General features: G+C 41.7%; 23 protein-coding genes. 5 read left to right on the top strand and 18 right to left on the bottom strand.

Annotation, left to right across the window (positions count from 1 at the left end):
- From BGP78_RS06765 to BGP78_RS06745, 5 genes are all read right to left on the bottom strand, one after another.
- The coding region (locus tag BGP78_RS06765; protein WP_259386210.1) for a GTP-binding protein at positions 1 to 270 on the bottom strand (270 nt) is incomplete at its 3' end.
- Between the two features lie 59 nt (positions 271 to 329).
- Positions 330 to 2,444, bottom strand: a complete 2,115-nt coding sequence (gene fusA / locus BGP78_RS06760) for an elongation factor G (RefSeq protein ID WP_119860684.1) — start codon at positions 2,442 to 2,444, stop codon at positions 330 to 332.
- A 27-nt stretch (positions 2,445 to 2,471) separates the two neighbouring features.
- Positions 2,472 to 2,942 (bottom strand): 30S ribosomal protein S7, encoded by a 471-nt coding sequence (gene rpsG / locus BGP78_RS06755; protein ID WP_010367661.1) that lies wholly within the window; start codon positions 2,940 to 2,942, stop codon positions 2,472 to 2,474.
- Positions 2,943 to 3,045: 103 nt separating this feature from the next.
- On the bottom strand, positions 3,046 to 3,420 hold the full coding sequence (gene rpsL / locus BGP78_RS06750; protein WP_010367657.1) for a 30S ribosomal protein S12: 375 nt from the start codon (positions 3,418 to 3,420) through the stop codon (positions 3,046 to 3,048).
- 308 nt (positions 3,421 to 3,728) lie between these two features.
- A complete protein-coding gene (locus tag BGP78_RS06745) occupies positions 3,729 to 4,367 on the bottom strand; it encodes an NAD(P)-dependent oxidoreductase (protein ID WP_119860683.1) in 639 nt (212 codons plus the stop codon).
- Between the two features lie 960 nt (positions 4,368 to 5,327).
- Between BGP78_RS06745 and BGP78_RS06740 the strand changes: the two genes are divergently transcribed.
- Positions 5,328 to 6,248 (top strand): LysR family transcriptional regulator, encoded by a 921-nt coding sequence (locus tag BGP78_RS06740; protein ID WP_119860682.1) that lies wholly within the window; start codon positions 5,328 to 5,330, stop codon positions 6,246 to 6,248.
- Positions 6,249 to 6,299: 51 nt separating this feature from the next.
- Here the strand turns inward: BGP78_RS06740 and hpaB are convergent, their stop codons facing one another.
- The 12 genes from hpaB to BGP78_RS06685 all read right to left on the bottom strand — a co-directional run bounded on the left by hpaB (position 6,300) and on the right by BGP78_RS06685 (position 16,955).
- On the bottom strand, positions 6,300 to 7,895 hold the full coding sequence (hpaB, locus tag BGP78_RS06735; protein WP_220475513.1) for a 4-hydroxyphenylacetate 3-monooxygenase, oxygenase component: 1,596 nt from the start codon (positions 7,893 to 7,895) through the stop codon (positions 6,300 to 6,302).
- 65 nt (positions 7,896 to 7,960) lie between these two features.
- Positions 7,961 to 9,457: an aldehyde dehydrogenase family protein gene (locus BGP78_RS06730; protein WP_119860681.1), complete on the bottom strand. Its 1,497-nt coding sequence runs from the start codon at positions 9,455 to 9,457 to the stop codon at positions 7,961 to 7,963.
- A gap of 3 nt (positions 9,458 to 9,460) precedes the next feature.
- A complete protein-coding gene (locus BGP78_RS06725) occupies positions 9,461 to 10,060 on the bottom strand; it encodes a hypothetical protein (protein WP_119860680.1) in 600 nt (199 codons plus the stop codon).
- 37 nt (positions 10,061 to 10,097) lie between these two features.
- Positions 10,098 to 11,123, bottom strand: a complete 1,026-nt coding sequence (locus BGP78_RS06720) for a 3-oxoacyl-ACP synthase III family protein (RefSeq protein ID WP_182912238.1) — start codon at positions 11,121 to 11,123, stop codon at positions 10,098 to 10,100.
- On the bottom strand, positions 11,104 to 11,229 hold the full coding sequence (locus BGP78_RS22860) for a hypothetical protein (protein ID WP_259386208.1): 126 nt from the start codon (positions 11,227 to 11,229) through the stop codon (positions 11,104 to 11,106). Before BGP78_RS22860 ends, BGP78_RS06720 begins: the two co-directional genes overlap by 20 nt.
- A 22-nt stretch (positions 11,230 to 11,251) precedes the next feature.
- The gene (locus tag BGP78_RS06715; RefSeq protein WP_119860678.1) at positions 11,252 to 11,497 is read right to left on the bottom strand and encodes an acyl carrier protein; all 246 of its coding nucleotides are present in this window, start codon (positions 11,495 to 11,497) and stop codon (positions 11,252 to 11,254) included.
- A 15-nt stretch (positions 11,498 to 11,512) separates the two neighbouring features.
- The gene (locus tag BGP78_RS06710) at positions 11,513 to 12,871 is read right to left on the bottom strand and encodes a class I adenylate-forming enzyme family protein (RefSeq protein ID WP_119860677.1); all 1,359 of its coding nucleotides are present in this window, start codon (positions 12,869 to 12,871) and stop codon (positions 11,513 to 11,515) included.
- A 14-nt stretch (positions 12,872 to 12,885) separates the two neighbouring features.
- Positions 12,886 to 13,179, bottom strand: coding sequence for a hypothetical protein (locus BGP78_RS06705; protein WP_119860676.1), 294 nt, complete (start codon positions 13,177 to 13,179; stop codon positions 12,886 to 12,888).
- A complete protein-coding gene (locus BGP78_RS06700; RefSeq protein ID WP_119860675.1) occupies positions 13,169 to 13,930 on the bottom strand; it encodes an SDR family oxidoreductase in 762 nt (253 codons plus the stop codon). The genes BGP78_RS06705 and BGP78_RS06700 overlap by 11 nt, the downstream gene beginning before the upstream one ends.
- An 18-nt stretch (positions 13,931 to 13,948) precedes the next feature.
- Positions 13,949 to 14,719, bottom strand: coding sequence for an SDR family NAD(P)-dependent oxidoreductase (locus tag BGP78_RS06695; protein ID WP_119860674.1), 771 nt, complete (start codon positions 14,717 to 14,719; stop codon positions 13,949 to 13,951).
- 2 nt (positions 14,720 to 14,721) lie between these two features.
- Positions 14,722 to 15,894 carry an NADH:flavin oxidoreductase gene (locus BGP78_RS06690; RefSeq protein WP_119860673.1) on the bottom strand — a complete coding sequence of 391 codons (1,173 nt, stop codon included), beginning with the start codon at positions 15,892 to 15,894 and terminating at the stop codon, positions 14,722 to 14,724.
- A gap of 2 nt (positions 15,895 to 15,896) precedes the next feature.
- Positions 15,897 to 16,955, bottom strand: coding sequence for an AfsA-related hotdog domain-containing protein (locus tag BGP78_RS06685; protein ID WP_119860672.1), 1,059 nt, complete (start codon positions 16,953 to 16,955; stop codon positions 15,897 to 15,899).
- A gap of 420 nt (positions 16,956 to 17,375) precedes the next feature.
- On the opposite strand from BGP78_RS06685, the gene BGP78_RS06680 reads away from it, so the two are divergent.
- The 4 genes from BGP78_RS06680 (at position 17,376) to BGP78_RS06665 (ending at position 21,549) form a co-directional block, all read left to right on the top strand.
- Entirely contained in the window at positions 17,376 to 19,082 is a 1,707-nt protein-coding gene (locus BGP78_RS06680) for an alpha-keto acid decarboxylase family protein (RefSeq protein WP_119860671.1), read from the top strand.
- Between the two features lie 77 nt (positions 19,083 to 19,159).
- On the top strand, positions 19,160 to 20,350 hold the full coding sequence (locus BGP78_RS06675) for a hypothetical protein (protein WP_119860670.1): 1,191 nt from the start codon (positions 19,160 to 19,162) through the stop codon (positions 20,348 to 20,350).
- 106 nt (positions 20,351 to 20,456) lie between these two features.
- A complete protein-coding gene (locus tag BGP78_RS06670; protein WP_119860669.1) occupies positions 20,457 to 21,014 on the top strand; it encodes an NAD(P)H-dependent oxidoreductase in 558 nt (185 codons plus the stop codon).
- Between the two features lie 43 nt (positions 21,015 to 21,057).
- Entirely contained in the window at positions 21,058 to 21,549 is a 492-nt protein-coding gene (locus BGP78_RS06665) for a nuclear transport factor 2 family protein (protein WP_182912237.1), read from the top strand.
- A gap of 82 nt (positions 21,550 to 21,631) precedes the next feature.
- Here the strand turns inward: BGP78_RS06665 and rpoC are convergent, their stop codons facing one another.
- The gene (gene rpoC / locus BGP78_RS06660; protein WP_119860667.1) at positions 21,632 to 25,813 is read right to left on the bottom strand and encodes a DNA-directed RNA polymerase subunit beta'; all 4,182 of its coding nucleotides are present in this window, start codon (positions 25,811 to 25,813) and stop codon (positions 21,632 to 21,634) included.
- Between the last annotated feature and the right edge of the window lie 4 nt (positions 25,814 to 25,817).

Raw genomic sequence — 25,817 nt, 5'->3', positions numbered from 1 at the left:
TTTAACATAATCCGCGTGTCCTGGACAATCTACGTGTGCGTAGTGACGAGTCGGTGTATCGTACTCAACGTGAGACGTTGAAATTGTGATACCACGCTCACGCTCTTCTGGAGCGTTATCGATTGCTGCGAAGTCTTTTGCTTCACCACCGTATACTTTTGCATGTACGTTAGTGATTGCTGCAGTTAGGGTTGTTTTACCGTGGTCAACGTGGCCGATTGTACCAACGTTTACGTGCGGTTTTACGCGTTCAAACTTTTCTTTTGCCATCTTAAAAATTCCTATAAAGAAATTAAAGTCCAGCCCTTAGAGACCGGACCGAACTAAAATTACTTAACAGCGCGAGCTGCAATTATTGTTTCTGCTACATTTTTTCCGGCTTCAGCATACTTGGAAAATTCCATTGAGTATGAAGCACGGCCTTGTGTAGCGGAGCGAAGATCGGTCGCATAACCAAACATTTCAGAAAGCGGGACTTGTGCATTAACTTGCTTTAAGCCACCAAATGCTTCTTCCATGCCTTCAATTATGCCACGACGACGATTTAAGTCACCTACTACATCACCCATGTTTGTATCAGGGGTGATAACCTCAACCTTCATCACAGGTTCCATAATAACAGGATTCGCTTCAAGCGCCCCGTTTTTAAAACCTATTGATCCGGCAATTTTAAACGCCATTTCGTTTGAGTCTACATCATGAAATGAGCCATCAAATAATGTCGCTTTAACACCCAACAACGGATAACCGGCAAGGACACCTTGACGCATCTGTTCTTGAATGCCTTTATCAACCGCTGGAATATATTCTTTTGGTACTGAGCCACCTACGATTTCATTGACGAATTCATAAGTTGGTGCCTCATCATCAGAAATATCCATTGGTTCAAGCTTGAGCTTAACGTGACCATATTGACCGCGACCACCAGATTGACGTACGAATTTACCTTCCGCTTCTACCGAGCTACAAATTGTCTCTCGGTATGCCACTTGAGGTTTACCAACGTTACATTGAACGTTGAATTCACGTTTCATACGTTCAACTATGATATCAAGGTGAAGTTCACCCATACCAGAGATGATCGTTTGGCCTGATTCCTCGTTCGTTTCAACACGGAACGATGGATCTTCTGCCGCTAATTTATTTAGCGCGAGACCCATTTTGTCTTGGTCAGCCACCGTTCTTGGCTCAACCGCGACTGAAATTACTGGCTCAGGAAATTCCATGCGCTCTAAAGTAATAACAGCTTCTTGTGAACATATTGTGTCACCCGTAGTGACATCTTTCAGACCAATCGCCGCCGCGATGTCGCCAGCGCGTACTTCTTTGATCTCTTCACGAGAATTAGCGTGCATTTGAACTATACGGCCCAAACGCTCTTTTTTGCCTTTAATTGGGTTGTAAACCGCGTCACCCTGTTTAATAGTACCAGAGTAAACACGGAAAAAGGTTAAAGTACCAACAAATGGGTCAGTGGCAATTTTAAATGCCAACGCCGAGAACGGCGCACTGTCATCTGCGGCACGGGTGTCTTCAGACTCATCTTCCAACACACCTTGAATTTCTTTAACCTCTGTAGGTGACGGCATGAATTCAACAACAGCGTCAAGCACAGCTTGAACACCTTTGTTCTTGAATGCACTACCGCATGTCATTGGCACAATTTCACTGGCCAATGTACGTTGACGAAGTGCAGATTTAATCTCTTCTTCAGTCAACTCACCGTCTTCTAGATATTTGTCCATTAGCTCTTCAGTAGCCTCAGCAGCACTCTCAACCATGTGAGCGCGCCATTCTTCGGCTAAATCCTGAAGGTCTGCTGGGATCTCTTCATATGTAAACGTCATACCCTGGTCTTCTTGATTCCAGTTTATGGCTTTCATTTTTATGAGATCAATAACGCCTTTAAATTCGTCTTCAGCACCAATTGGTAACTGAATAGGCACAGGTGTCGCGCCAAGGCGCGTTTCAACCTGCTCCACGACAGCTAAAAAGTCAGCACCAGTGCGATCCATTTTATTTACGAAGACCATGCGAGGTACTTCGTATTTGTTCGCCTGACGCCAAACAGTTTCTGTCTGTGGCTGCACACCTGATGAAGCACATAACACCACAACCGCACCATCAAGTACGCGTAAAGAACGCTCTACTTCAATGGTGAAGTCTACGTGTCCTGGCGTATCAATAATATTGATACGATGGTCGTCAAATTGACTTTCCATGCCTTTCCAGAAACACGTGGTCGCAGCAGAAGTAATGGTAATACCACGCTCCTGCTCTTGCTCCATCCAGTCCATAGTTGCAGCACCATCATGAACTTCACCGATCTTATGAGACAGACCTGTGTAGAACAGAACTCGTTCTGTTGTGGTGGTTTTCCCTGCATCTACGTGAGCACAAATACCGATGTTGCGGTAGCGCTCAATAGGAGTTGTACGTGCCATATTATCCTCTTAAAGGGTCTTAGCAGATTACCAACGGTAATGAGCGAATGCTTTGTTCGCTTCAGCCATACGGTGAACGTCTTCACGTTTCTTAACCGCAGTGCCTTTGTTATCAGCAGCGTCAACGATTTCTTGAGCCAAACGAAGGCCCATAGACTTCTCGCCACGCTTACGTGCAGCGTCAACTAACCAACGCATACCTAATGCGTTACGACGAACTGGACGTACTTCAACTGGTACTTGGTATGTAGAACCACCAACACGGCGAGATTTAACCTCTACCGTTGGACGTACATTTTCAAGTGCAGACTCAAAGATTTCAAGGTGCGACTTACCTGATTTCTCAGCAGCCACGTTTAACGCACCGTATACGATTTTTTCAGCAGTAGATTTCTTGCCGTCTAACATTACTACGTTAACGAATTTAGCAAGAAGTTCCGATCCGAACTTAGGATCTGGAAGAATTTTACGTTGACCTATTACGCGTCTTCTAGGCATTTTATATCTCCGGTATCTTCAGGTTCGTTATTTAAAACGATTCCCCAAAACAAATTATTTAAAAATTAAAACTTAAGTGCTTGGCCTTACTAACGGAGAACCATTAGCCCTTAGGGCGTTTTGCACCGTATTTAGAACGAGCCTGTCTACGGTCGTTTACGCCTGCACAGTCAAGTGCACCACGTACTGTGTGGAAACGCACACCTGGTAAATCTTTAACACGACCACCACGGATTAGGATTACACTGTGCTCTTGAAGGTTGTGACCTTCACCACCGATGTATGATGTAACTTCGAAACCGTTAGTTAAACGTACACGCGCTACTTTACGTAATGCTGAGTTTGGTTTCTTAGGTGTAGTTGTATATACGCGAGTACATACACCACGCTTTTGCGGACAAGCTTTAAGCGCGGCTGAGTTACTTTTAGTAACTTTGCTACGACGTGGCTTACGCACTAGCTGGTTAATAGTTGCCATTAAATAGCTCCTGATTAGTTAAAATTACTGCTGAAAAATAAAAAAATCTGGCCCAATTTTTCATTCTAAGCTTTGAACGAATAAATGGGTGGCCGAATTTTAATGAGCAAAGATTAACCTGTCAATAAAAACCACTCTAAAAGGGCTAATTTAGTGCATAGAACACGCATTTTGTACAAAATTAGATAGGGATAGTCAGATAAGTAGAAGCAAGATGACAAACAAGGCCACATCAAAGTGGCCTAATGGAAGGTATTATATAATAAAAATACTTTCGTGAGTGCGCTAAAATTAAGCTGATGTATCAATTAGTATGCAACCCCAATACGTTGCTTTGGTTGTAGGTTTTTCTCTAAAATATCTAATAGGGCCCATGCGTAGTCCGAATCAGATATTTTACTATCACCATTTTCATCCGTTAGCAGAGCATCTTGGCCAATACGATATTTTTGAGTCTGTTCACCAGGAAATATAATTGCTGCGGGCGAAACAAAAGTCCAATTTAAATCACTGCTTGTATTTTGAAACACATCCAACGCATCTGACATACCCAATGCTTCTTCTTTATATTCAGCAGGGAAGTCAGGCACAGTGACCAATTTGACTCCCGGAGCTACTTCTAAACTTCCTGCGCCACCAACCCATATGAGTTTAGAAACCTCTGTGCTGGGCAATTCATTTAAATAGCGCTGTGCGGCTTTAGCAAAAATAGTATGGTCTCCATTGCTACGGCCAGATACAGAAGAAATAACGACATCGGCACCAGAGACCGCATCAGCTAACGAGTTGGTTTGATCAGTCACATCAAACGACCTCACGTCAACATCTGTATCTTTGATTTTTGCTGGATCTCTTACTAATGCGATGATCTTATGTCCACGTCTCTTTGCTTCTTGTAATATTTCATTACCTAACCAACCTGCCGCACCTACAATTGCAATATTCATTTATTACCACCTTTATTTATAATATTAAAAACATGACATAGTGTAATTTTTATATACGTAGCAATAAATGAGACAATGAGATACACATTACATCTTATTTCGATACAATACCCCGAAATTGAAAATCATATTAACGTGGTGAATATGAACACAACAAGATAAAAACAACCACAGCAAAGTTAATAACACTCTAACCTTCCCAATTCTTATTTTATTTATTTTGAATGACACATTTACTGCTTAAATTATAAATTAGCGAAAAGCACGCACCTTATTTGTACTTCGTTTATCTTATCACTCACATCTCCACCTTTTTAGATCAGTTTTATCTGGATCATATGTGATAGCCTTTCTTGTATATAACTCAGCCGCTCATTGATGAACTCACTCAGCACAGGCTTCACACCATAGAAACCTGCAGCCCGCACCTGATGACACTACAAAAAATAAAAATTATAAAATTAAATCGTAGCGTTAACAGAACGCTTTTCTAGCGACACCGAACAATTCATAACAACAGGATCATACAACATAGATTCATAATTGATATCTGGGTCAACAACGTAAAGCTCAATAATTAAACGCAAAAAACGGCACAATCATTTTTGACTTTCTTAGTTTTCATATATTAAAAATAACAATAATGTAATAACTCAAATTAAACCAATCTAAAAAGTTTAATAAAAACCAAAAACACAAGCAACATTTGCATGTTATAATATAAAAAATAAAAAACCATAAAAACACTGATTAAAAAAGAAAAAACACACAAACCTCATTTAATTTAAAACTAATTTAATGCCCATAGTAATTTCAAAATAACTCCCATTTCCCTCCAACCATAAACAATCTAAATAATTGGTCGTATTTTTACATATTCAATGGCATTTTGATTGAATCAATAATTAGGAGACCGTATTATAGCCGAGCCATGAAAATAATTATAATTTGGGAAAGAGTGTGGATAAGTTTATAGCCATTAAAAGCTTTGTCGAAGTCACAAAGCAAAATAGCTTTACCGAAGCGGCAAAGCAATTGCAAATAGGTCGTTTACAAGTGTCTAGGCATGTTCAAGAACTTGAATCATGGCTCCACCAGCGACTGCTGCACAGAACTACACGGCAAGTCAGTTTAACGCCAGCAGGGCAAACGGCGTTAAGGTACTTTGAACGTATTATGGACGAGTTCAATGCATTACAGTCTCAAGCTCAAGCGCAATCAACCCAGCTTTACGGTGAATTGCGCATTGCCTCTCCTATTGGCTTTGCCAACCAATCTCTACTACCCATCGTAGAAGGGTTTACTCACGAGCACCCTGAAGTATCTATCAACATCCTTGCTTCCGATAAAATGACTGATTTAGTTGCGGACAGGGTAGATATAGCTTTACGCTTCACTGAACTACCTGACGAGAACCTCATCGCTCGTAAACTATTGCAATTAGGCGCACTCTTATGCGCATCCCCTCGCTACCTTGAAAAACACGGTAACCCAACACACCCCAAAGAGCTCATCAAGCACAACTGCCTTATTCATATGGATAGTGTAGATTGGCAATTTCAAGCGAATGAAGAAAACTTCACGGTAAAAGTCAGTGGAAATGTTAAAGCTAATTCAGTGGAAATACTCTTGAATTCAGCACTGCATGACCATGGCATAGTAAAAGCTCCATATGATATTGCAGCGCCTTATATTGAAAGTGGTCAATTGATCCCTGTATTGAGTAGTTACACAAATTGGCATTTTTCACTGTGGGCTGTATACCTGTCACGCAGTTATCAGACACCTCGAGTGCGAAGGTTTATCGACTTTCTTGTTCAAACTCTACAAGAGCAAGATAAACATTCAAATCTTAGCGCTATTTTGAGTAAAGCAGGGTAAAAGCCTGTCGTAATAAGGCATAAAATATGCCTTATTACATTGTTTCTCGGCTTAAGCGACTGCATCGACTGTAGTGGCTTCACCGATTTCATTGACTTTAGAAGAAGGCGTTATGGGATTTAAATGAGACGCCTTATCTGTCCAGCCATCAACATCATAATCAGCCAAACAATCCGTGACCAAATCAATCATGCGCTCCATACTTCCTGAACGCTGGGCATGGCCCAAGCATTGCATTTTAACTTCTTCTGCACTGCCTGCATAATTCAATTCATATAACGCATGACGGCCACCAAACTCGCTACCAACAGCATCCCACATCAGCTTGAGTATTTTGATCCGTTCTGTTGATTCAATTCCATTTGAGCCTCGTACGTACTTTTCAAGATAGCTATTAATGTAATCATTTTTTATATCTTGGCTGCCAGACGGCAAATAAATCAGTCCACTCGCAACAGACGTTTTGACAATTTTTAGCAGATCATTGTAAGCCTGTGGCGCGAAAACACGATAAGTGTGTATCGCCTCTGCGTTAGGTAACACACTGTCATTGTACCATGATTCAGGACAAGCATACATAGCACGAATACAGGACCATATCATATTACGCCAGCCAACCACTTGTCCCATTTCTGCTTTGACTCCCCGAAACTCTAACGTCCCGGTGCACTCTAACGACTTATGAAGCAATCCTGTTAGGAAGTCTAATTTAACACCTAAACGAATGGCTCCCTGCATCGGAAATAGCTGACCAAACCCACCTTCAACAAACCAACGTTTACATCTCAGAGGATCCTGATTTATGAGGATGTTTTCTCTAGGAATAAACACGTCGTCAAGAATGAGTATCGCATCATTTTCATCAAAACGACTCGATAGAGGGTAATCAAATGGACCACCTGAATGAGTCGTCATTTGCTCGTATGAACCTCGACATATCAATTTCATACCTGGTGCGTTCATATCACAGATAAACATCAAAGCCATATGTGGGTTTTCACCCATCACTTGAGCAGAACCCTGACCGATAAAAGTGTAATGGGTTAGCGCTGAATTGGTCGCAACCACTTTGGCACCGCTGACATAGATTCCATCCTTTGTTTCACGGTTCACTTTAATATAAACATCTTCGACTTCACTAACCGGTTTATGTCTATCTATAGGCGGGTTAACAATGGCATGATTTAAATATAAACAAGACTCCTGAATACGCTTATACCAAGTACGAGCATTGTTTTCATATTCACCATAAAAACTCGGGTTTATGCCAAGTACGTTACCAAACGCAGCTTTATAATCTGGAGTCCTTCCCATCCAACCATAAGTTAGCTTTGCCCACTGCTCTATTGCACCTTGTTGCTCCTTTAACTCTTGAGCTGACTTAGCATAACGGAAGAACTTATGTGTGTAACCTCCATTACCTGTATCTGTTTCCCAACATAGAGTATCTTTGTATGCAGGATCATGTAGAGCATCGTATAGCTTTGCCATAGAAGCTGCAGAGTTTCGAAAAGCGGGATGTGTTGTGACATCCTCCACTCGCTCACCATTAATGTAAATTTCTCTATTGTCACGTAAACTTTCTAAATACTCTTCACCTGTTAAAGGTCTCGCTTGATTCTTTTTAAAGTCTTCAGGTTTCATCATTTTATTCATTCCTTTAATCCTTGTAACATCGCACTTGCAGTGCTGTGGGCACGTATAAGTTCACATTAATATCTAATACACAGAGATTTAGTTTCGCTAAAAGCATCCAGCCAATTCACGCCAAAGTCTCTGCCACTCCCAGATAACTTGATGCCACCAAATGGCATATTGGGATCAATAAAAGCATGGCTATTCACCCAGACGGTGCCCGCTTTCAATGCATTGGAATATGTCATAGCTTTATCTAGTTTATTGGTCCATACACTGGCACATAATCCGTAATCACTATCATTTGCCAATTGGAGCGCTTCATTTTCATCCGATACTCGTGTGAGATTAATGACCGGACCAAATACCTCTTTTTGAGTCAATGGCTCACTATGTTCAGGGTTAATGATTAAGGTTGGTGAAACATAAAACCCGTCCTGTGGAGTCTGTTGGCCAGTGATAATTTCAACTCCTTGATCTCGTATTTGAGTCAAGTGCGATTCCACCGCTCTCTGCTGCGCATAAGTGCTCAATGGGTTTATTTGTGCTTGTGGGTCAAACCCTGAGCCAATGTGCATAGACTTAATTGCTTCTTCAAACTGCGATGCGACACTATCGAATAAAGGTGCCTCAACATAAATACGAGAACTTGCCGCACATACTTGGCCTTGATTTAAGAAACTCGATGCCAGTAACCCTTCAACAGCCACGTTTGGGTCAATATCTTTTAGTACTATAGCCGGGTTATTCCCTCCTAATTCCAACGCCACCTCTTTTAAATCAGCAGCCGCACTTACAGCTACCTTTTTGCCAATATCTGTAGAGCCTGTAAAACTAACCTTGTTTACCAGGGGGTGAGATATCAACCATTGCCCACACCCACTTCCCTGACCAGTGACAACATTGAATACCCCATCAGGCACACCTGCTAAGGTGGCTAACTCAGCTAACCTAAGCATGGTAATAGGCGTTGTCTCAGACGGTTTAATTACCACCGAGCATCCTGCTGCAAGGGCTGGAAGTATTTTCCATACTCCAATAAGTAATGGAAAGTTACATGGTACAACACCCACAACAACACCAATTGGCTCTTTTGTTGTCCACGCTTTGTACTGCGCGCCTTCTGGAAATGGAATAGACACATCTAGCGTGTGGCCATTGTGCTTTGTCACTAACCCTGCCGTATACCTCATCCACTGAACTGCGCAATTTACTTCCAGCGCTTTTGCCATGCCTAATGACTTACCCTGCTCTAGAGTCAAAAGCTGTGCAAGCTCATCCGCATGCGCCTCTACGAGATCTGCAAATTTAAGTAAAATCCGTTCTTTTTGGACTGGCAGCATCTGAACCCAAAATTTTTGCACAAAGCTTTGCCAGGCACTCGATACCGCTCGGTCTACTTGTGCCTTCGTCGCATCGGCACATGTCGCTATAACACGACCATCTGCAGGGTTGTATATGTTCAGTGTCTGCTCTGTACCAGACTCAACCTCTTGCCCATCAATATATAAACCATGAGGCTTTTTTAAGAATTCTAAAACAGGTGCCAATACTGGCTCTTGATAACTCGACATCATTTATCCTTGAGTAAAATGGCTGCTCTTATCGAGCATTTTTTGTATACCTTTCAAGGTACGCTTACGGATGAACCCACTTGCTAATCTAATAAATAGCCAGTAAAACGTTAGGGTTAATCTTGCTTTTTTTGAAGGGCAAGAAATACAGGTATCTGTCACTAAAATATATTGACCATTTCCCTGCTCTTCGACATAAAAACGCAGCTCTAATTTGGCATATGAAGGATCATCAAAGACTTCAAATTCTTCTTTATTTGGGACCTCAACAAGCCCCATATCTAACTGCCAAAACCGGCCAATTAGACCCATTGAAAGTAAGTTTTCATCCTCAAAAAGTGGCGTGAAACTATTAAAATCGAATGGGTCTAACTCTTTGTTTTTTCTGGCACCAATTATCCGCTCGGGGATCCTCCTAGCCGACATCAATGCATGTATGTAAGGATCTTGATGCATATCAAACTCCTTTGCCGCACGGATCAGTGCTGTAGGAGTAGCGCTTATCGGTTGCGAGCGATGGCATTCATAAAAGTCAAAATGTGCAAGACATGTTGGCTTTCGAATCTTCGCCTTAAATGTTCGTCTACGAGTAATACCAAACATGTCATCACACTCCTTAGCTTAACTGTATAGCCGCCAACTAGGCGGTTGACTTTGCTTCACTTTCTAATGCAATCACAGGAGGAATACGTAATGTATTACTCAAATCAACAACCACAGCTCCCCACGACAAACCGACACCAAAACCACATAAAATGGCATTTTTGGCATGCTCTGTTCCCACCCGTTCATTACGTGACAACACAATAGGAATAGAACTTGAGCTAGTATTACCAATGCCATTAATATCAATTGGTACTTGCGACTCTTCTAGTTTTAACATTCGCCGTAAATAATTAAGCATAAATGCATTAGCTTGGTGAAAAACCAACATATCTAGGGAGTCTGTTGTTATCTCAACATCCGACATAATAGACCTAACCAATGCAGGTACGCGTGCCAGAGCAAAGTTCATTACCTCAGCTCCATCCATATGTAAATCATGCACCTGGACGCCCATATCGGTATATGACAACCGTGTTCCAAGTGTATCGCTACCTTGTCCATTACTTGCGATCATAAATGACATGCTACAGACATCTTCGGTCAACAGCGAAGCCGTAGCCCCATCGCCGAATAACATGGCAACATGCCTATCTTTTTCATCCAGTAATTTACTGGTTACATCACCGGTGCACACAATGACGTTCTTGTAACCTCCACTGGTAATAAGCGCACACGCTTGGATTAACGCAGTGATATAGCCCGCACAGCCTGCACTGAGATCAAAAATAGAACAGCCTTCATTAAGCCCTAGCTTTTGATGCAACTGATACCCAACACCAGGACTCCAGCTATCAGGAGATTGACTCACCGTAATAAGTGCATCAATATCTTTTGCTTTTATATCTTGAGAATCAAATAAGCTCTCACAAGCAGAATGCATCAGTTGAGACGTTTTAAAATCCTTGACCACACGTTTAGAATGAATCCCTGTGTTCATACAAATACGTTGTACTTCTTGTTCACCGTACATCTTTGCAAACTCAGACTGGTCAACAATATGCTCTGGTAATGCGCTGCTCACAGCATGAATACCGACATGATTAAACGTGCGCAACTGCATTATCACCTCCTTGGTTATTGGTAATGAGTGCATAGCTATCATGCACACTCTGTACTATTTTCCTATCTAGCACGAAGTCCAACACTATTGACTCTTGATAGTTCATTAATCGCTCCCCCCATAAATCACTATGCTGTTTCAGCAGATGATTTCTCCGCAATCAAGTCGAATATCTCTTGTACTGAAGTTAACTTCTGCATTTCTTGTTGTGTAGATTTCGCGCCTGTTAAATTGATGATCATAGCGATGACCGACACATGGGCCAAAGAATCCCAGTTACCGTCGTCTTCAAGAACCAGTGAAGGGGTTAATTGCTCTGTAGAAACTGATAAAATATCAGCTAATTCAGTTTTAATTTCTTGTAAATTATTCATTTAATTATTCCTTTATTATATATGTGCAATTTTTTCTGGTGATTTGGCTTTCTTAAACCTTTCAGTCACTAAAGGGCTGTCACTAATCGTGATCAGACGAGGAATTTGCTCGGCACTTAAGTGACCTTTCAAACAGCCAAATACTCGCTGCTTAACTTCATCTACTACTTCTGGCTCATGTAAATAGCAACATGCCGCTACGATCTGCCCCAGAATTGGATTAGTTTCTCCATACACAGACACATCAGCAATATTGTCAATTTCTAGCATTTTTTTCTCTACTAGACTTGGGATCACGCTTTTGCCACCAACATTAATAATATCGCTGCGCCTTCCTGTAATTTTTAAAAAACCATCTTTAAGTTCTGCGGTATCCTGAGTAATCAGATATCCGTCATTCGTGAATTCGGCCTCTTGATTTATATATCCTTGCATCAAGGTTGGGCCTTGGATATGTAAGATCCCATCCACAACACGCAGTTTGTACTCAGGGTCCACTTTGACCCCAGTTTGGTCTGGGTGATCAGGATCTCCCATTAAAAGGCCAAACTCTGACATGCCATAAGTATGACAAAACGACACAGAACCAAATGCTTTTTGCAATCGAGTTAAAAGCGTTTGTGACATTGGCTCAGAGCCAAAATCAATATGCTGTAAGGAAGAAAAATCACGCGCTTTAAACGAGTCTGTATTTACTACCAAATTAAGCATAGTGGGTGATAAATGTAGCGTTTCGACTTGAAAGCGTTCGATACAGCGGCACACTTCACGGGGTGTCCGCTCTTTAGGTAGTACTAAAGTACCTTGTGTGCTTAAGGCATGTAATACCGTGACAATACCTCCCATATGATCAAACAATAAAAAAGCCAACAACTTGCCACAAGATCTCGTATTACCGTATTTCGCTAACAAGGGGTTTAGCGCATGTAATACCCCTTTTGGCTCACCAGCCGTTCCTGAAGAAAAAATCACAATACCAGGCTCGGCTTTACCTAAAAGTGAATGTACGATTTCAGGTTGCCTCTGATTGAACTGACATTCCACTTTGAAATGTGTCCCATCTGAAAACGGGGCTAACGCAAGCTTTGCACCTGTTACTTTGGCTAATTTCTCAAGTGATTCAGGGCTTTTATTCTTATGCAAAGCCACGATGTTATTGTTTTGCCATAGCGCAATCAATAGAGCTAAACTTTCATGCCCATAGTCTGCGCATAACAGTACTACCGAATTTTCAATACCATCTTTATTTAGCAAATTGCGTTGTATATTTACCCTTTTTACCAGCTCAGAGTAACTCCAAGTCAGATCATCTGACACAATTGCGGGAGCATTACCCGCCTTTACAAATTTTTCTATCAACGTCTGAATATTCATATTCAACTATCCTTTTACAGTTGAGACACTCTAGTCTCTATGTAAGAAATTAATGTTCCGATGGTTGAGAATGGCTGGCTTCCTTCGGGCAAATCGCTGATATCTGCTAACATAATGTCTTTCCCAAGAATTCCCTTTATACGACTCTCGATATCAACAATGATTGATACCAACGTAATTGAATCCATCGCGCTTTGCTCTGAGAACAGCGGTGTACTTCTCCCGCGTGATGTATCAATAGGTACTGCCAATAATGCATCTTGTCCGCGAATCGCGGTCTCTACTACAACATCTAAATTAACTGACATTTGCCACCTCCGTTTTTAATTTCAGTAAATCCCTAATGTCCGCAAAAACACCCGTTTTCAGTCCATATCCAGCCACATTATTTATGATGTCGTAAACATCATCAGCACGTTGAGATGGTGATACCATATAGCCATCACTGAGCGCACGCTGTTGTAATGCATGCAATGCTGGAAAATCTTTGGTTCGTTCACTAAAACTAACTTGGCGAGACAAACTACTATTGACATTGCACATACCCATCACTGCAAAAAATACATCGGGATGTTCCTGAGCATATACTCCTGCCAATGCCTTTAACGCTGCTTTAGACATACTGTATGAGAGCGTCCCTTCACGGAATCTAACCCCAGCCATAGAAGCAGAAAAAACAAACTGTGCAGGCTTATGCTGAGCGCCTAAAAAGCAATCCATTAGTGCTTTATTTGCCATAACATTGACTGCATATACTTGCTCTAATTCGTCACAATTGAAATCGACTCCTAGCTTAGGTACATCTCCTGAAATACCTGCGTTCAAAAAAACCAGCTCTGCACCTTGAGTCAACAAGACAGCAAACTGTTCTGTAAAAATATCAATCGTCTTGTGGTAGTGTGTTAAGTCAAAATTTTTAAAATGAAAATGTGCTTCATTGAGCAAAGAATGAGGCGTGCGCCTAGATACACCATATACTTCGTAACCCAAAGACAAATATTTCCACGCTAAAGCTTCACCAATCCCGCTGCTCACGCCAGTAACAAATACTCTTTTCATGACCTTCCCTTTTTATGATCAATCAAACTTACCGGCAGAATAACCGCCATCAACAGGAACAATTGAACCAGTGATATAAGAAGACTCATCACTCAACAACCAAGTCACCGCAGATGCCACTTCATCAGCATGGGCAAATCGCTTCATTGCTGTCACTTTAAACTTATGCTTGGTTCCTTCCGGGTTTGCTTTAAGTCGTTCTTCTGTATTCATACCTCCCAAAGTTGGCCCTGGGCATACCGCATTCACGCGGATCTGTTTTCTATTTTCTGTTTCTTGTGCACATTCAATAGCAGCCACTTGAGTCAGCGTATTCAATGCCGCTTTACTCGTAGAGTAAACGCTCTGCTGTGGCACTCCCATCAAGCCTGCACATGAAGAAGTATTAACAATCGCTCCACCATCTTGTGCCATCAATTTCATTTCGTGTGACATGCAAAGCAATGGCCCAAGCAAGTTGATCTCTAACACGCGTTTCCATTCGGCGTAGTCCAAGTCGATAATTTCTGAGCGTGGTGTAGTCACGCCTGCGTTATTTACGGCTAAATCTAATTTGCCGTGCTCTTGTTTAATTATGCTGAATAAGTTTTCCACTGCGCCAAGATCAGTTGCATCACACATTACAAAGCGTCCGTTATCACCGAGCTCTTTTGCAGCTTGTTCACCGTCCTCCACATTTCGGCCCGTGATGTAACAAACCGCACCTTGTGCTGTAATATGCTTTGCAATAGTGAGTCCCAATCCACGGGTACCACCAACGACTAAAGCGATTTTACCTAAAAACTTCATGCCTAATTTTCCTTATAATATTGTTGTAACTGAGCGGGACGTCGATAAGCTGGATTCACACAGCAGTACACACGTTCAGCTCGAGGTTCTCTCTTATCTCTAAAACACAATGCATCCCACTGGCAGCGATGAACCAAGTCATGTTTACCTGATAGCTCTTTTTTGATCAGCGCATTATCTGCAAGCACAGCCCGTGCAAACCCGACAAAGTCTGCATCGCCACTGTCAATAATCGCCTCAGCTGTATCTAAACTGTCAACTGAACCAGTAAAGCCTACAGGTAAGCGGGTATATCTCTTAAGGTGACGGCTCGCATCTCGAGTCAGCTGTAAAATTTCTTGCGGATGGGAAAAACACTGCTTAAATGTTTCGCTGACACCGACGGAACACGCTATGGATGAAGCCCCTGCCTCTTCTATCGCAGCTGCTACTTCACCAAGCAAATGGGCTTGCTGACCTTGTTCACCAAAACCATCATCCACACCCAGTCGAATAGTCAACGCCACCTCATCGCCTACCGCAGTTTTGATCTCTCTTATAATAGTGAGTAAGAATTTGACGCGAGCGAGCGCACTACCGCCCCACTCATCTTTTCGTTGATTGGTTCTTGGCGATAAGAAACTACTGATCAAATATCCGTTGGATGCTTGCAATTGAAGTAGCTTCGCCCCAGCTTTTTTTGCCAAAATAGCTGAACGCTTAAATTGCTCTACACATGCGTAAATTTGCGCTTCATCCATCGCAACAGTTTGAGCATATGGAAACTTTTTCAGCGTCGCACTCGATGCTATTCCGCTAGGGCTCAATAATGTAGGATTATCATCGCTTGGAGCGCCTTGCGGTCCATAATGCTGCAACTGTGCTCCTAATAAAAAGTTGTGTTTATTTGCAAACTCAAAGATAGGCTTCAATGCATCAGCATGCGCTTGCGTTGTCAGCTTGAGCCCAGCTCCATTATATTTAGAGCCACTATCAACAGACGCATTCCCCATAAACCCAAACCCGCATCCACCTAAAATAAGCGACTGATAAAGTTCAAAAAAAGAGGGCAATGGTTTGCCTTGGTTATCACACAAATCAAATCCCATTGGTGCGAAGTACAGCCTATTTTTAGCTTTTAACTTTGCAGTAAAATCTAGTGACTTCGTTGCAGCAGAATACATCACCCGGCTCATAATTAAGCATGCTCCAATAAAGCGACTTCTGGAGAGTGAATGAACGCACGCTTGATTATCTCTAGTAATGCATGTTCTTCTGAAGAAGGCAGTTCATCAAACGTAACCTGGTAACCTTGTTGTACTTTACAACATGAGGTCACAGCTGCCTGAAAAGACATCTTGGCAGTTAGAGATACTTTAAAAACTGTCAAATTGTCAAAATCAACTGCCGTATCAATTGAAAAAACGGCGCCATCTGTGGACACTTGCTCAAGTTTTACCGTAGTAGATTCACTCCCTTGCAATAATTCAGCAGTTAAATCTTGACGGATCAGCGGTGCAAACCACTCGCCATGAGGCACATCAATGTTTCGAATATTTTTGAAGGTACCGAGCTTGATCACGGCACCTTTCGAATCAATTACCGCCAATAACTTATTACATTGATAAAAAGAAACACGGTAATGGATATGTTTCGGCTTGTTTGCTTTTTGGTGATCGGCAAGATCATCGACTACTAACTCAATTGGGTACATTAGCTCTGCATAAGCAAAAAACTTTGAATTCATGCTATCCAAAGTCAGAGTAATTTCCCCACATTGGTGCTCTGTATGTGTATATAAATGATAATAAACAGCTTGCCTAGCCACCTCCATAAACATCACTCCAGGAACGTGTTCATGAAATTTTCTATAAAAATAATAATGCTTTGCATCATTTATCATCACAAGAGATGTTGCACAATTAACAATATTAGGAAATACCGTATTAGCTTGGTCTTTTTCAGTTATTTGAAAAGGTATTCCACGACTATCAACCCAATCTTGATTTCCATCATAATCAGTAACACTTTTTAAAACACCTTCAGGACAAAGTGAAAACAAACCACCATTATAATTATAAACACCGCCACCCTGCTCAATGTAAAACCCTCTAAAATAATCATCAAGCATATTATACTGAAGATCTGAAATGCTATTTAATATTGCATTTCTAGGGTTACAAATAAGAACATCATCACTAGAACCTTTGTGAAGTAATCCTGGTTCAATAGCTATAAAATTATCATTTAAAGACATAACAATCCTTTCAAAAATATAAATACCTGCATTGGGTACCAATTTAAATTCTAAAAATCATAATAAACAAAAAACAACAAAACACTGAATTTATTATGTTTTAACAACATCATCAAAAGCTTTATTCTAGATTACAAAAGTGATTGAAAACTTCAATAGATCATTGTTTCAATTTCAGAACTTAACAGTAACTTATTTTGGTACAAAACCCATCTTGATAAAGAAAACCATTATAGATAACCTATTTGCAAGCTATAAAACAAGAGAGAAAAACCCGAAATTTAATTAATATATACTTACAAAAAAAAGGCAAGCAACAAAACAAAAATAAAGTTATGCAAAAGGAATTAATGTAGTTTCCCTACACCCATAACTAAATAAAACCTCAATCATTAATAAAACTTTTATTTAGGAGAAGGAATGAGAATCACAATTGGAGAATATATTCTTCAGCATTTTTATTTGCTTGGTACAAATAGTATTTTTGGTGTTCCAGGTGACTATAACCTGTCTTTCTTAGAAATTATTGAAGATAAGAACGACATGACATTTATCAATAATTGCAATGAACTCAATGCATCATATGCAGCTGATGGTTTTGCTCGAAGCAATGGACTTGGTGGACTTGTTGTAACATATGGCGTTGGAGACTTAGCGGCCCTATCTGGCGTTGCCGGCGCATATGCCGAGTCTGTACCTGTAGTCTGCATATCTGGAACACCTCCTTTAAGTTCGATGAATAATAACGCTTTACTCCATCACACACTTGCTGATGGAAACTTCGAAAATATTATGAACTGTTTTAAGGAGTTTACAGTCGCACAAGCAGTGATCACTCCCACTAACGCAAGTTTCGAAATACCTAGGCTTTTTGCTACTTGCGTAAAAGAGAAAAAGCCCGTTTACTTGCAATTACCGTCAGATATTTGTGATATAGAAATTGAAGTATCACTGCCAATTACCCTTAACACTCATGTATCGAGTGACAAGGAAAATTTTAATTTAGCAGCTAACTTACTTGTTTCAAAAGTTAAATCTGCGCAACACCCGGTGATCATCATTGACCAAATGGTAGAACGTTTTGGTTTAGAGAAGCAGGTGCAAGCACTATCTGAGCAATACTCAATCCCTTTTGCAAATATGCCTACCGCAAAGTGTGCGCTGTCCGAAAATACCAAAGGCTGGCTAGGTACGTATGTAGGGGACCTTTCAAGGCCTGAATTACTCGCGTTGGTGGACAAATCAGATTGCATTATTACGATTGGCGTACGTCTCGTTGACTCAACAACAGCCTACTTCTCACACAAATTAAACCAAGATGTGTGTATTGAACTGCAGCCATATTCAATTATGATTGGCAATAATACTTTCAATGGTATTAACTGTTCAGAGCTATTAGAGCACCTTTCTAGACCAACCTATAGTGACGACGCTGCATCCGCCCATAAATCTGAACTAGTTAGGCTAAGTGATAATCACCGAGAGTTACCAGCTGAAACCCAAAGTAAACTAACACATGAACAGCTATGGCAGCGTGTAGCACACTTAATTAAGGCCGATGACATCATTGCAGCCGAAAATGGTACCGCTGGCGCCGCTGTAAGTGGTATCAGAATGCCTGACGGTGTAAAGCTACTAAACCAACCAATTTGGGGCTCTATTGGATATACGCTCCCTGCACTATTAGGTAGTATGGCCGCTAAGCCAGATTCAAGACACATGCTGTTTATTGGGGATGGATCTATTCAACTTGTAGCGCAAGAACTGTCAACTATGCTCCGCTTAGAGCAAAAACCAATCATCTTTGTTGTGAATAATGATGGTTACACCATTGAACGTTATATTTTAGGAGAAGATTCTTCTTATAATGACATTGCGCAATGGGACTATGTCAACCTCCCCAAAGTGTTTGCACCCAAAGCAAAGTGCATACAGCACAAAGTACAAACAGTAGAACAGCTAGAGCAGGCGTTAGCTGATATTGACAATAACAGGGATCACTTAATTTTCATTGAGCTTGTTGTAGATCGTATGGATGCCCCCCCGGTGCTGAAAACTTTTTGCCATCGCGTCAATCAATTCAACTTCGGCATGAAAAACATCATGCTTAAAGACGAAGTTGCCTAATAAATAAAATCAATAACGTATACAAAACTTAGTGTGTATTCATAACTAAATCAATAATAAGTGTGAGAATAGCAAGTATGAATAAATTAATAAAACACGTTAACAGCTCAGCACAGCTACTGCTCTTGCTTGGAGGGATCGGAGCAATAGCCTCAGCAGCGGCCAATGGTGAACATTTAATAGAGAGTCAAGATCTCAAAATTACAAAATGGAACCCAGAGAAACCTTGGCGTGAACTTCATGATCCAAGAACTGCGCTCAATGACCCAGACCATTATGCATGGCAGCTTTTTGTATCCCTGAACTGGCCTGCCAATGAAAAGCGATGTAAGCCTAATAAAAAGAAATGGCTAGGGGAAGAGGGCCCTGTTGTTTGGGAAGTATGGAGAGAGAAAACTCAGACATTTTTGGCGGATGCGCAAACACCAAAATCTTGGAAACTAGGCTGTGATCAAGGCAATGTGATCGCCTTACCATCAGGGGTTTACAGTATAGAAGAAGATGAAGGCGTCTATGTTAACCGTACTCAATACAACTACACGCGAGACAACAAACTCTATAGCCTCGACCAACAGGAGCGACTCGTTGCAAATGGCGTTGAAGATCTCAGTTTTCCGCTGGGCTCTAAAAGCGTTAAATCATCGTGGGTTGTGATTAATGAAATTGATAAGCCAAGGTATCACTGGCATGAAGCAATCAGAAATGGCGAAACCGTAATTTACGGGCTTACCGCACTTCATATAGTGTCAAAAGAAAATCCCACATGGTTTTGGTCAACCTTTGAGCATGTCGATAATGAATCTCGCTGGTCACAAGTCTACCCAGAAGCATTTTTAGGTTGGCAGGTACCTTCAAAAGATAGTGCGGCATGCCCTAGCTATAACCTGTCTTGTAATGAAATCCCTGTGGGCTACGAGTTAGAAGGAACTAAGTGGAAATACTTTAGACTACGGGGAACACAGACTGGTTTCGTTGACACACGAGGCAGACCAACTCTTTTGACCAATTCGCGTATTGAATACAAATTTGACCAACAAACCATGTCTTGTATTAGCTGTCATGCTGCAGCTACCAAAGGGTTGACTGGTCCGCCAATGCCAGTCTTAGGAGGTCCTGGCACGGTCAATGAACAAAACCTATTCCACGGTTACACCGGCACACTAGATCCTGCGATATTTGAGGACTCCAATGGTGAGCTCATCCCATATTTAGGGTTGGATTATGTTTGGATGCTACGTAATGCGAAGCGAGAATCTGATCAACCTTAACCAGATATAGAGCACACATATTAATATCCGGCTGCCACCATATTGCAGTCCTGTTCACACTATGCGCGCCCTATGATCAGATAATAATTGAAGGAATACTCCAACTATGAAAAACGTACTAATAATTGTAGCTAACCCAAAATTGGCCAGCTTATCTTTCGGTATCGCAAAAAAATACCAATCGCTTTGCCAAGATAAGGGGTACAAAGTAGAGCTAATCGACCTGTATAGAGAAGAGCATCAGCAACCTTTCTTTACATTTGAAAAGTACTCAAAAGTCGAAAAAACACCTGCAATGTCTTACTTCCAAGAAAAAATCAACAACGCTGATGAAATTGTATTTGTCTTTCCCTTTTGGTGGGGATCAATGCCAGCTATTTTAAAAAATTTCATCGACTGGAACTTCGCAGTCAACTTTGCCTTTAAATATACCAATCGAGCACCCATTGGTTTGCTTAAAGGCAAAGACGTTAAAGTATTTACAACCAATGGTGGACCATATTTTCACTACTGGATCACGGGTGGTTATAGACGCTTAAAGCGTATGTTGCTAAAGCAAGTGATCGGTTTTTGCGGTATGCACTTAAAGGAATTTAACGTGATCGCTAGCGTAGATTCTCGCGAGTTTAACGCCCATAAAGCGTTGGAAAAAATCACACTTTAAACAGCTCATGCTCAATTGAGCGAATTTTTAATTAAGGAAAATGATGAAAATAGCTAACCCACTTAAACATATCACCCTTTCATGTGCACTTGGCTTGAGTACAATAAGCCTACCAACAATCGCAGAAGAGAATACTTATATTCAAAGCACGACAGCTCGCAATGAGGCGTTGGTTGTGGAATTTGTGAATAAAACTTTCAATGAACGAGCGGATATTGAGGAAACAGCAAAACGATATTTAGCGCGTAACTTTATTCAACACAACCCAAATATTCCAACTGGAAGGGCTGCACTAGTAGAACTATTACAAAGCTGGCTTCCCTATGTGCCAGGTCAAGTTGCAGAAATCAAACGCGTTATTTCTTCTGACGATCTAGTGGTACTACATGTACATTATTACGACAAGAACAGTGGTGAGCTGGGTAACGCTGCTGTTGATATTTTCCGAGTCAACAAACGCGGTAAAATTGCTGAGCACTGGGATGTGATCCAACCCATACCAGCTGAATCTGCCAATAACAACGGCATGTTTTAATCACGATACTATTTCAACTTCTCTGAGATCAAAAATGCCACTCAATCGAGTGGCATTTTTTTGGTTTATAAATAACTAAATGTTATTCATTACCACCTAACAAGTCCGCATTAAGTGCATCTGTTAGTGCTTGAGTTGCCTCTTCTGCACTTACAGTTTGCTCTTCTACAGGCTGTTCAGCTTGCTTACGACGTGCCATACGCTCTTGGTGATAAGAGAAACCCGTACCCGCTGGGATCAAACGACCCACGATTACGTTTTCTTTCAGACCACGAAGTTCATCGCTCTTACCATTTACAGCAGCTTCAGTTAGGACACGTGTTGTCTCCTGGAACGAGGCAGCTGAAATGAACGACTCAGTCGCAAGTGATGCTTTAGTAATACCCATAAGTTGTATTTCAAACTTGGCTGGGATCTTACCTTGCTTTTCAAGTTCACGGTTCGAGATATTCACTCGTGCCACTTCAACTTGCTCACCGGCTAAGAACTCCGTATCACCACCGTGTAGGATGATACACTTACGTAGCATCTGACGGATGATTGTTTCGATGTGCTTATCGTTAATCTTTACACCCTGTAAACGGTATACTTCTTGTACTTCGTTTACGATGTAGTTAGACACATCAGTCACACCACGTAGACGTAAGATATCGTGCGGAGACTCAGGACCATCGGCGATAACTTCACCTTTAGACACTGATTCCCCTTCGAACACGTTAAGTTGACGCCATTTCGGGATCATCTCTTCGTAATGATCGCCTTCGTCTGGTGTAATAACTAAACGTTTCTTACCTTTGGTCTCTTTACCGAAGCTAATAGTACCTGTGATCTCAGCAAGAATTGCTGGCTCTTTAGGCTTACGTGCTTCAAATAAGTCCGCAACGCGCGGTAGACCACCGGTGATATCTCGAGTTTTTGAACCTTCTTGTGGGATACGCGCTAACGCTTGACCCGGTGCAGCAGTTGCACCATCAGAAATTTCAATTGTCGTGAATGATGGTAGACGAATTTCTTGTAGGCCACGCTCTTGGCTTTCAACAATAAGTTTAGGCTCTTTAGCGTTAACCTTAGAAAGATCTTTAACAACAACACGTGTTAAACCAGTCAGGTCATCCGTTTGGGCTTCTGTATTGCTATCATCAATGTCTGAGAAAGACACTTTTGATTCATGCTCAAGAATGATTGGGTGACTATGCGGGTCCCATGTTGCTACAACATCGTTACCTTGAACTTCAGCACCGTCTTGGATTGTTAATACCGCACCGTAAGGTACTTTATAACGCTCTTTCTCACGGCCATGCTCATCAATAACAGTAATTTCTGTTGAACGTGAAGTAATAACGATTTTGCCATCAGTATTAAGTACATACTTAGCATTATGTAGCTTCATGCTACCGTTATTTTTAACTTGTACGCTGTTCTCTGCTGATGCTCTTGATGCCGCACCACCGATGTGGAATGTACGCATCGTAAGCTGTGTACCTGGCTCACCGATTGACTGAGCAGCGATAACACCCACTGACTCACCCGCATTGATGATGTGTCCACGTGCAAGGTCACGACCGTAACACTTAGCACATACACCAAAGTCGTTATCACAAGTGATAACAGAACGTACGCGTACTTCGTCAACTGAGTGCTCTTCTAGAAGGTCACACAGCTTTTCGTCAAGCATGATGTTACGCTCAACCAATACTTCGTCAGTACCAGGCTTAACAACATCTTCAGCAACTACACGACCTAATACACGTTCGCGTAGTGGTTCAACAACATCACCACCTTCGATAAGTGGTTTCATTGTTAGACCGTCTAATGTGCCACAGTCGTCATCATTGATAACCAAATCTTGTGCAACATCTACTAAACGACGAGTTAGGTAACCCGAGTTCGCTGTCTTAAGTGCTGTATCGGCTAGACCTTTACGCGCACCGTGCGTTGAGATGAAGTACTGTAGTACGTTTAGGCCTTCACGGAAGTTCGCTGTGATCGGAGTCTCGATGATTGAACCATCTGGACGTGCCATTAGACCACGCATACCCGCTAACTGACGGATCTGAGCGGCACTACCACGAGCACCAGAGTCTGCCATCATAAACACTGAGTTAAATGACGGTTGCTCTTCTTCTTCACCTTTGGCATTGATAACGGTGTCTTTCGACAAGTTCGCCATCATTTCACGTGATAAGTTTTCGTTAACACGTGACCAGATATCGATTACTTTGTTATATTTCTCACCCGCAGTTACAAGACCTGACTGGAACTGTTGGTTGATTTCATTTACTTCTGCCTCAGCATTTTCAATGATTTCACCTTTAACTGGTGGAATAACCAAGTCATTAATACCGATAGAAACACCAGACTTCATCGCATAATGGAAACCGGTATACATTACTTGGTCAGCAAAGATTACCGTATCTTTTAGACCTAAACGGCGATAACACTCGTTTAGAAGATTTGAAATCTGCTTTTTACCTAATGCTTTGTTGATAAGCTCAAACGGTAAGCCTTCAGGTAATACCAAAGAAAGTATTGCACGGCCCACTGTCGTATCAATGATTTCTGTTACTTCAGAACGCTCGCCAGTTTCTTCATCAATGCGTGTTTCAGTAATACGTACTTTTACACGAGCATGAAGTTCAGCAGTACCTGTACGGTATGCTTTTTCTGCTTCTTTCTGATCTTTAAAGACAATGCCTTCACCTTTACCATTGATGCGATCACGCGTCATGTAGTAAAGACCCAATACAACGTCCTGTGAAGGTACGATGATTGGTTCACCGTTCGCTGGAGATAAGATGTTGTTTGTAGACATCATCAGCGCACGGGCTTCAATTTGAGCTTCGATTGTCAACGGTACGTGTACCGCCATTTGGTCACCATCGAAGTCGGCGTTATAGGCCGCACATACTAATGGGTGTAAATGGATTGCTTTACCTTCGATTAGTACCGGCTCAAAAGCCTGGATACCAAGACGGTGAAGTGTTGGTGCACGGTTAAGTAATACTGGGTGTTCACGGATCACTTCATCAAGTACATCCCAAACCTCAGGTACTTCACGCTCAACCATCTTCTTCGCAGCTTTGATAGTCGTAGCCATGCCGCGACGCTCAAGTTTACCGTAGATAAATGGCTTGAATAGCTCTAATGCCATCTTCTTTGGAAGACCACACTGATGAAGTTTAAGCGTAGGACCTACTGTGATTACAGAACGGCCTGAGTAATCTACGCGCTTACCTAGTAAGTTTTGACGGAAACGACCTTGCTTACCTTTGATCATATCTGCAAGCGACTTAAGTGGACGCTTGTTAGAACCGGTAATTGCACGACCACGACGACCATTATCAAGTAGCGCATCAACCGCTTCTTGTAACATACGCTTTTCGTTACGTACGATAATGTCTGGTGCCGCTAAGTCTAGAAGACGCTTCAAACGGTTATTACGGTTAATAACACGACGGTATAAGTCATTCAGATCAGACGTCGCAAAACGTCCGCCATCTAGTGGAACTAGTGGACGAAGATCTGGTGGAAGAACCGGAAGCACGCTCATGATCATCCACTCAGGGTTGTTGCCTGATTGGTGGAAAGATTCCATAAGCTTAAGGCGCTTAGTGATTTTCTTACGCTTAGTCTCAGAGTTAATTGTTGGTAACTCTTCACGCATTTCTGCGATTAACTGACCAAGGTCAAGTTCACGAAGTAAGTCTAGTACTGCTTCAGCACCCATCTTAGCTTCGAACTCATCACCGTGCTCTTCTAATGCATCTAGGTATTCTTCTTCACCTAGTAGCTGACTACGCTCAAGCGTCGTCATACCAGGTTCAGTTACCACGAATGATTCGAAATAAAGTACACGCTCAATATCACGTAACGTCATGTCTAGCATTAAGCCAATACGAGACGGAAGTGATTTAAGGAACCAGATGTGAGCCACTGGGCTCGCTAGTTCAATGTGACCCATACGGTCACGGCGTACTTTGGTTAGCGTTACTTCAACGCCACATTTTTCACAGATCACACCACGGTGTTTTAAGCGCTTATATTTACCACATAAACACTCATAATCTTTCACTGGGCCGAAAATACGGGCACAGAATAAGCCATCACGCTCAGGCTTGAAAGTACGGTAGTTGATTGTCTCAGGTTTCTTTACTTCGCCGTAAGACCATGAACGAACCATGTCTGGTGAAGCAAGACCAATTCGAATCGCATCGAATTCTTCGGTCTTATTTTGTTGCTTCAGAAACTTAAGTAAGTCTTTCACCTTA

This window comes from Pseudoalteromonas sp. MSK9-3, from assembly GCF_003590335.1.
Taxonomy (GTDB): domain Bacteria; phylum Pseudomonadota; class Gammaproteobacteria; order Enterobacterales; family Alteromonadaceae; genus Pseudoalteromonas.
This window is presented reverse-complemented; position numbering and strand designations above follow the sequence as displayed.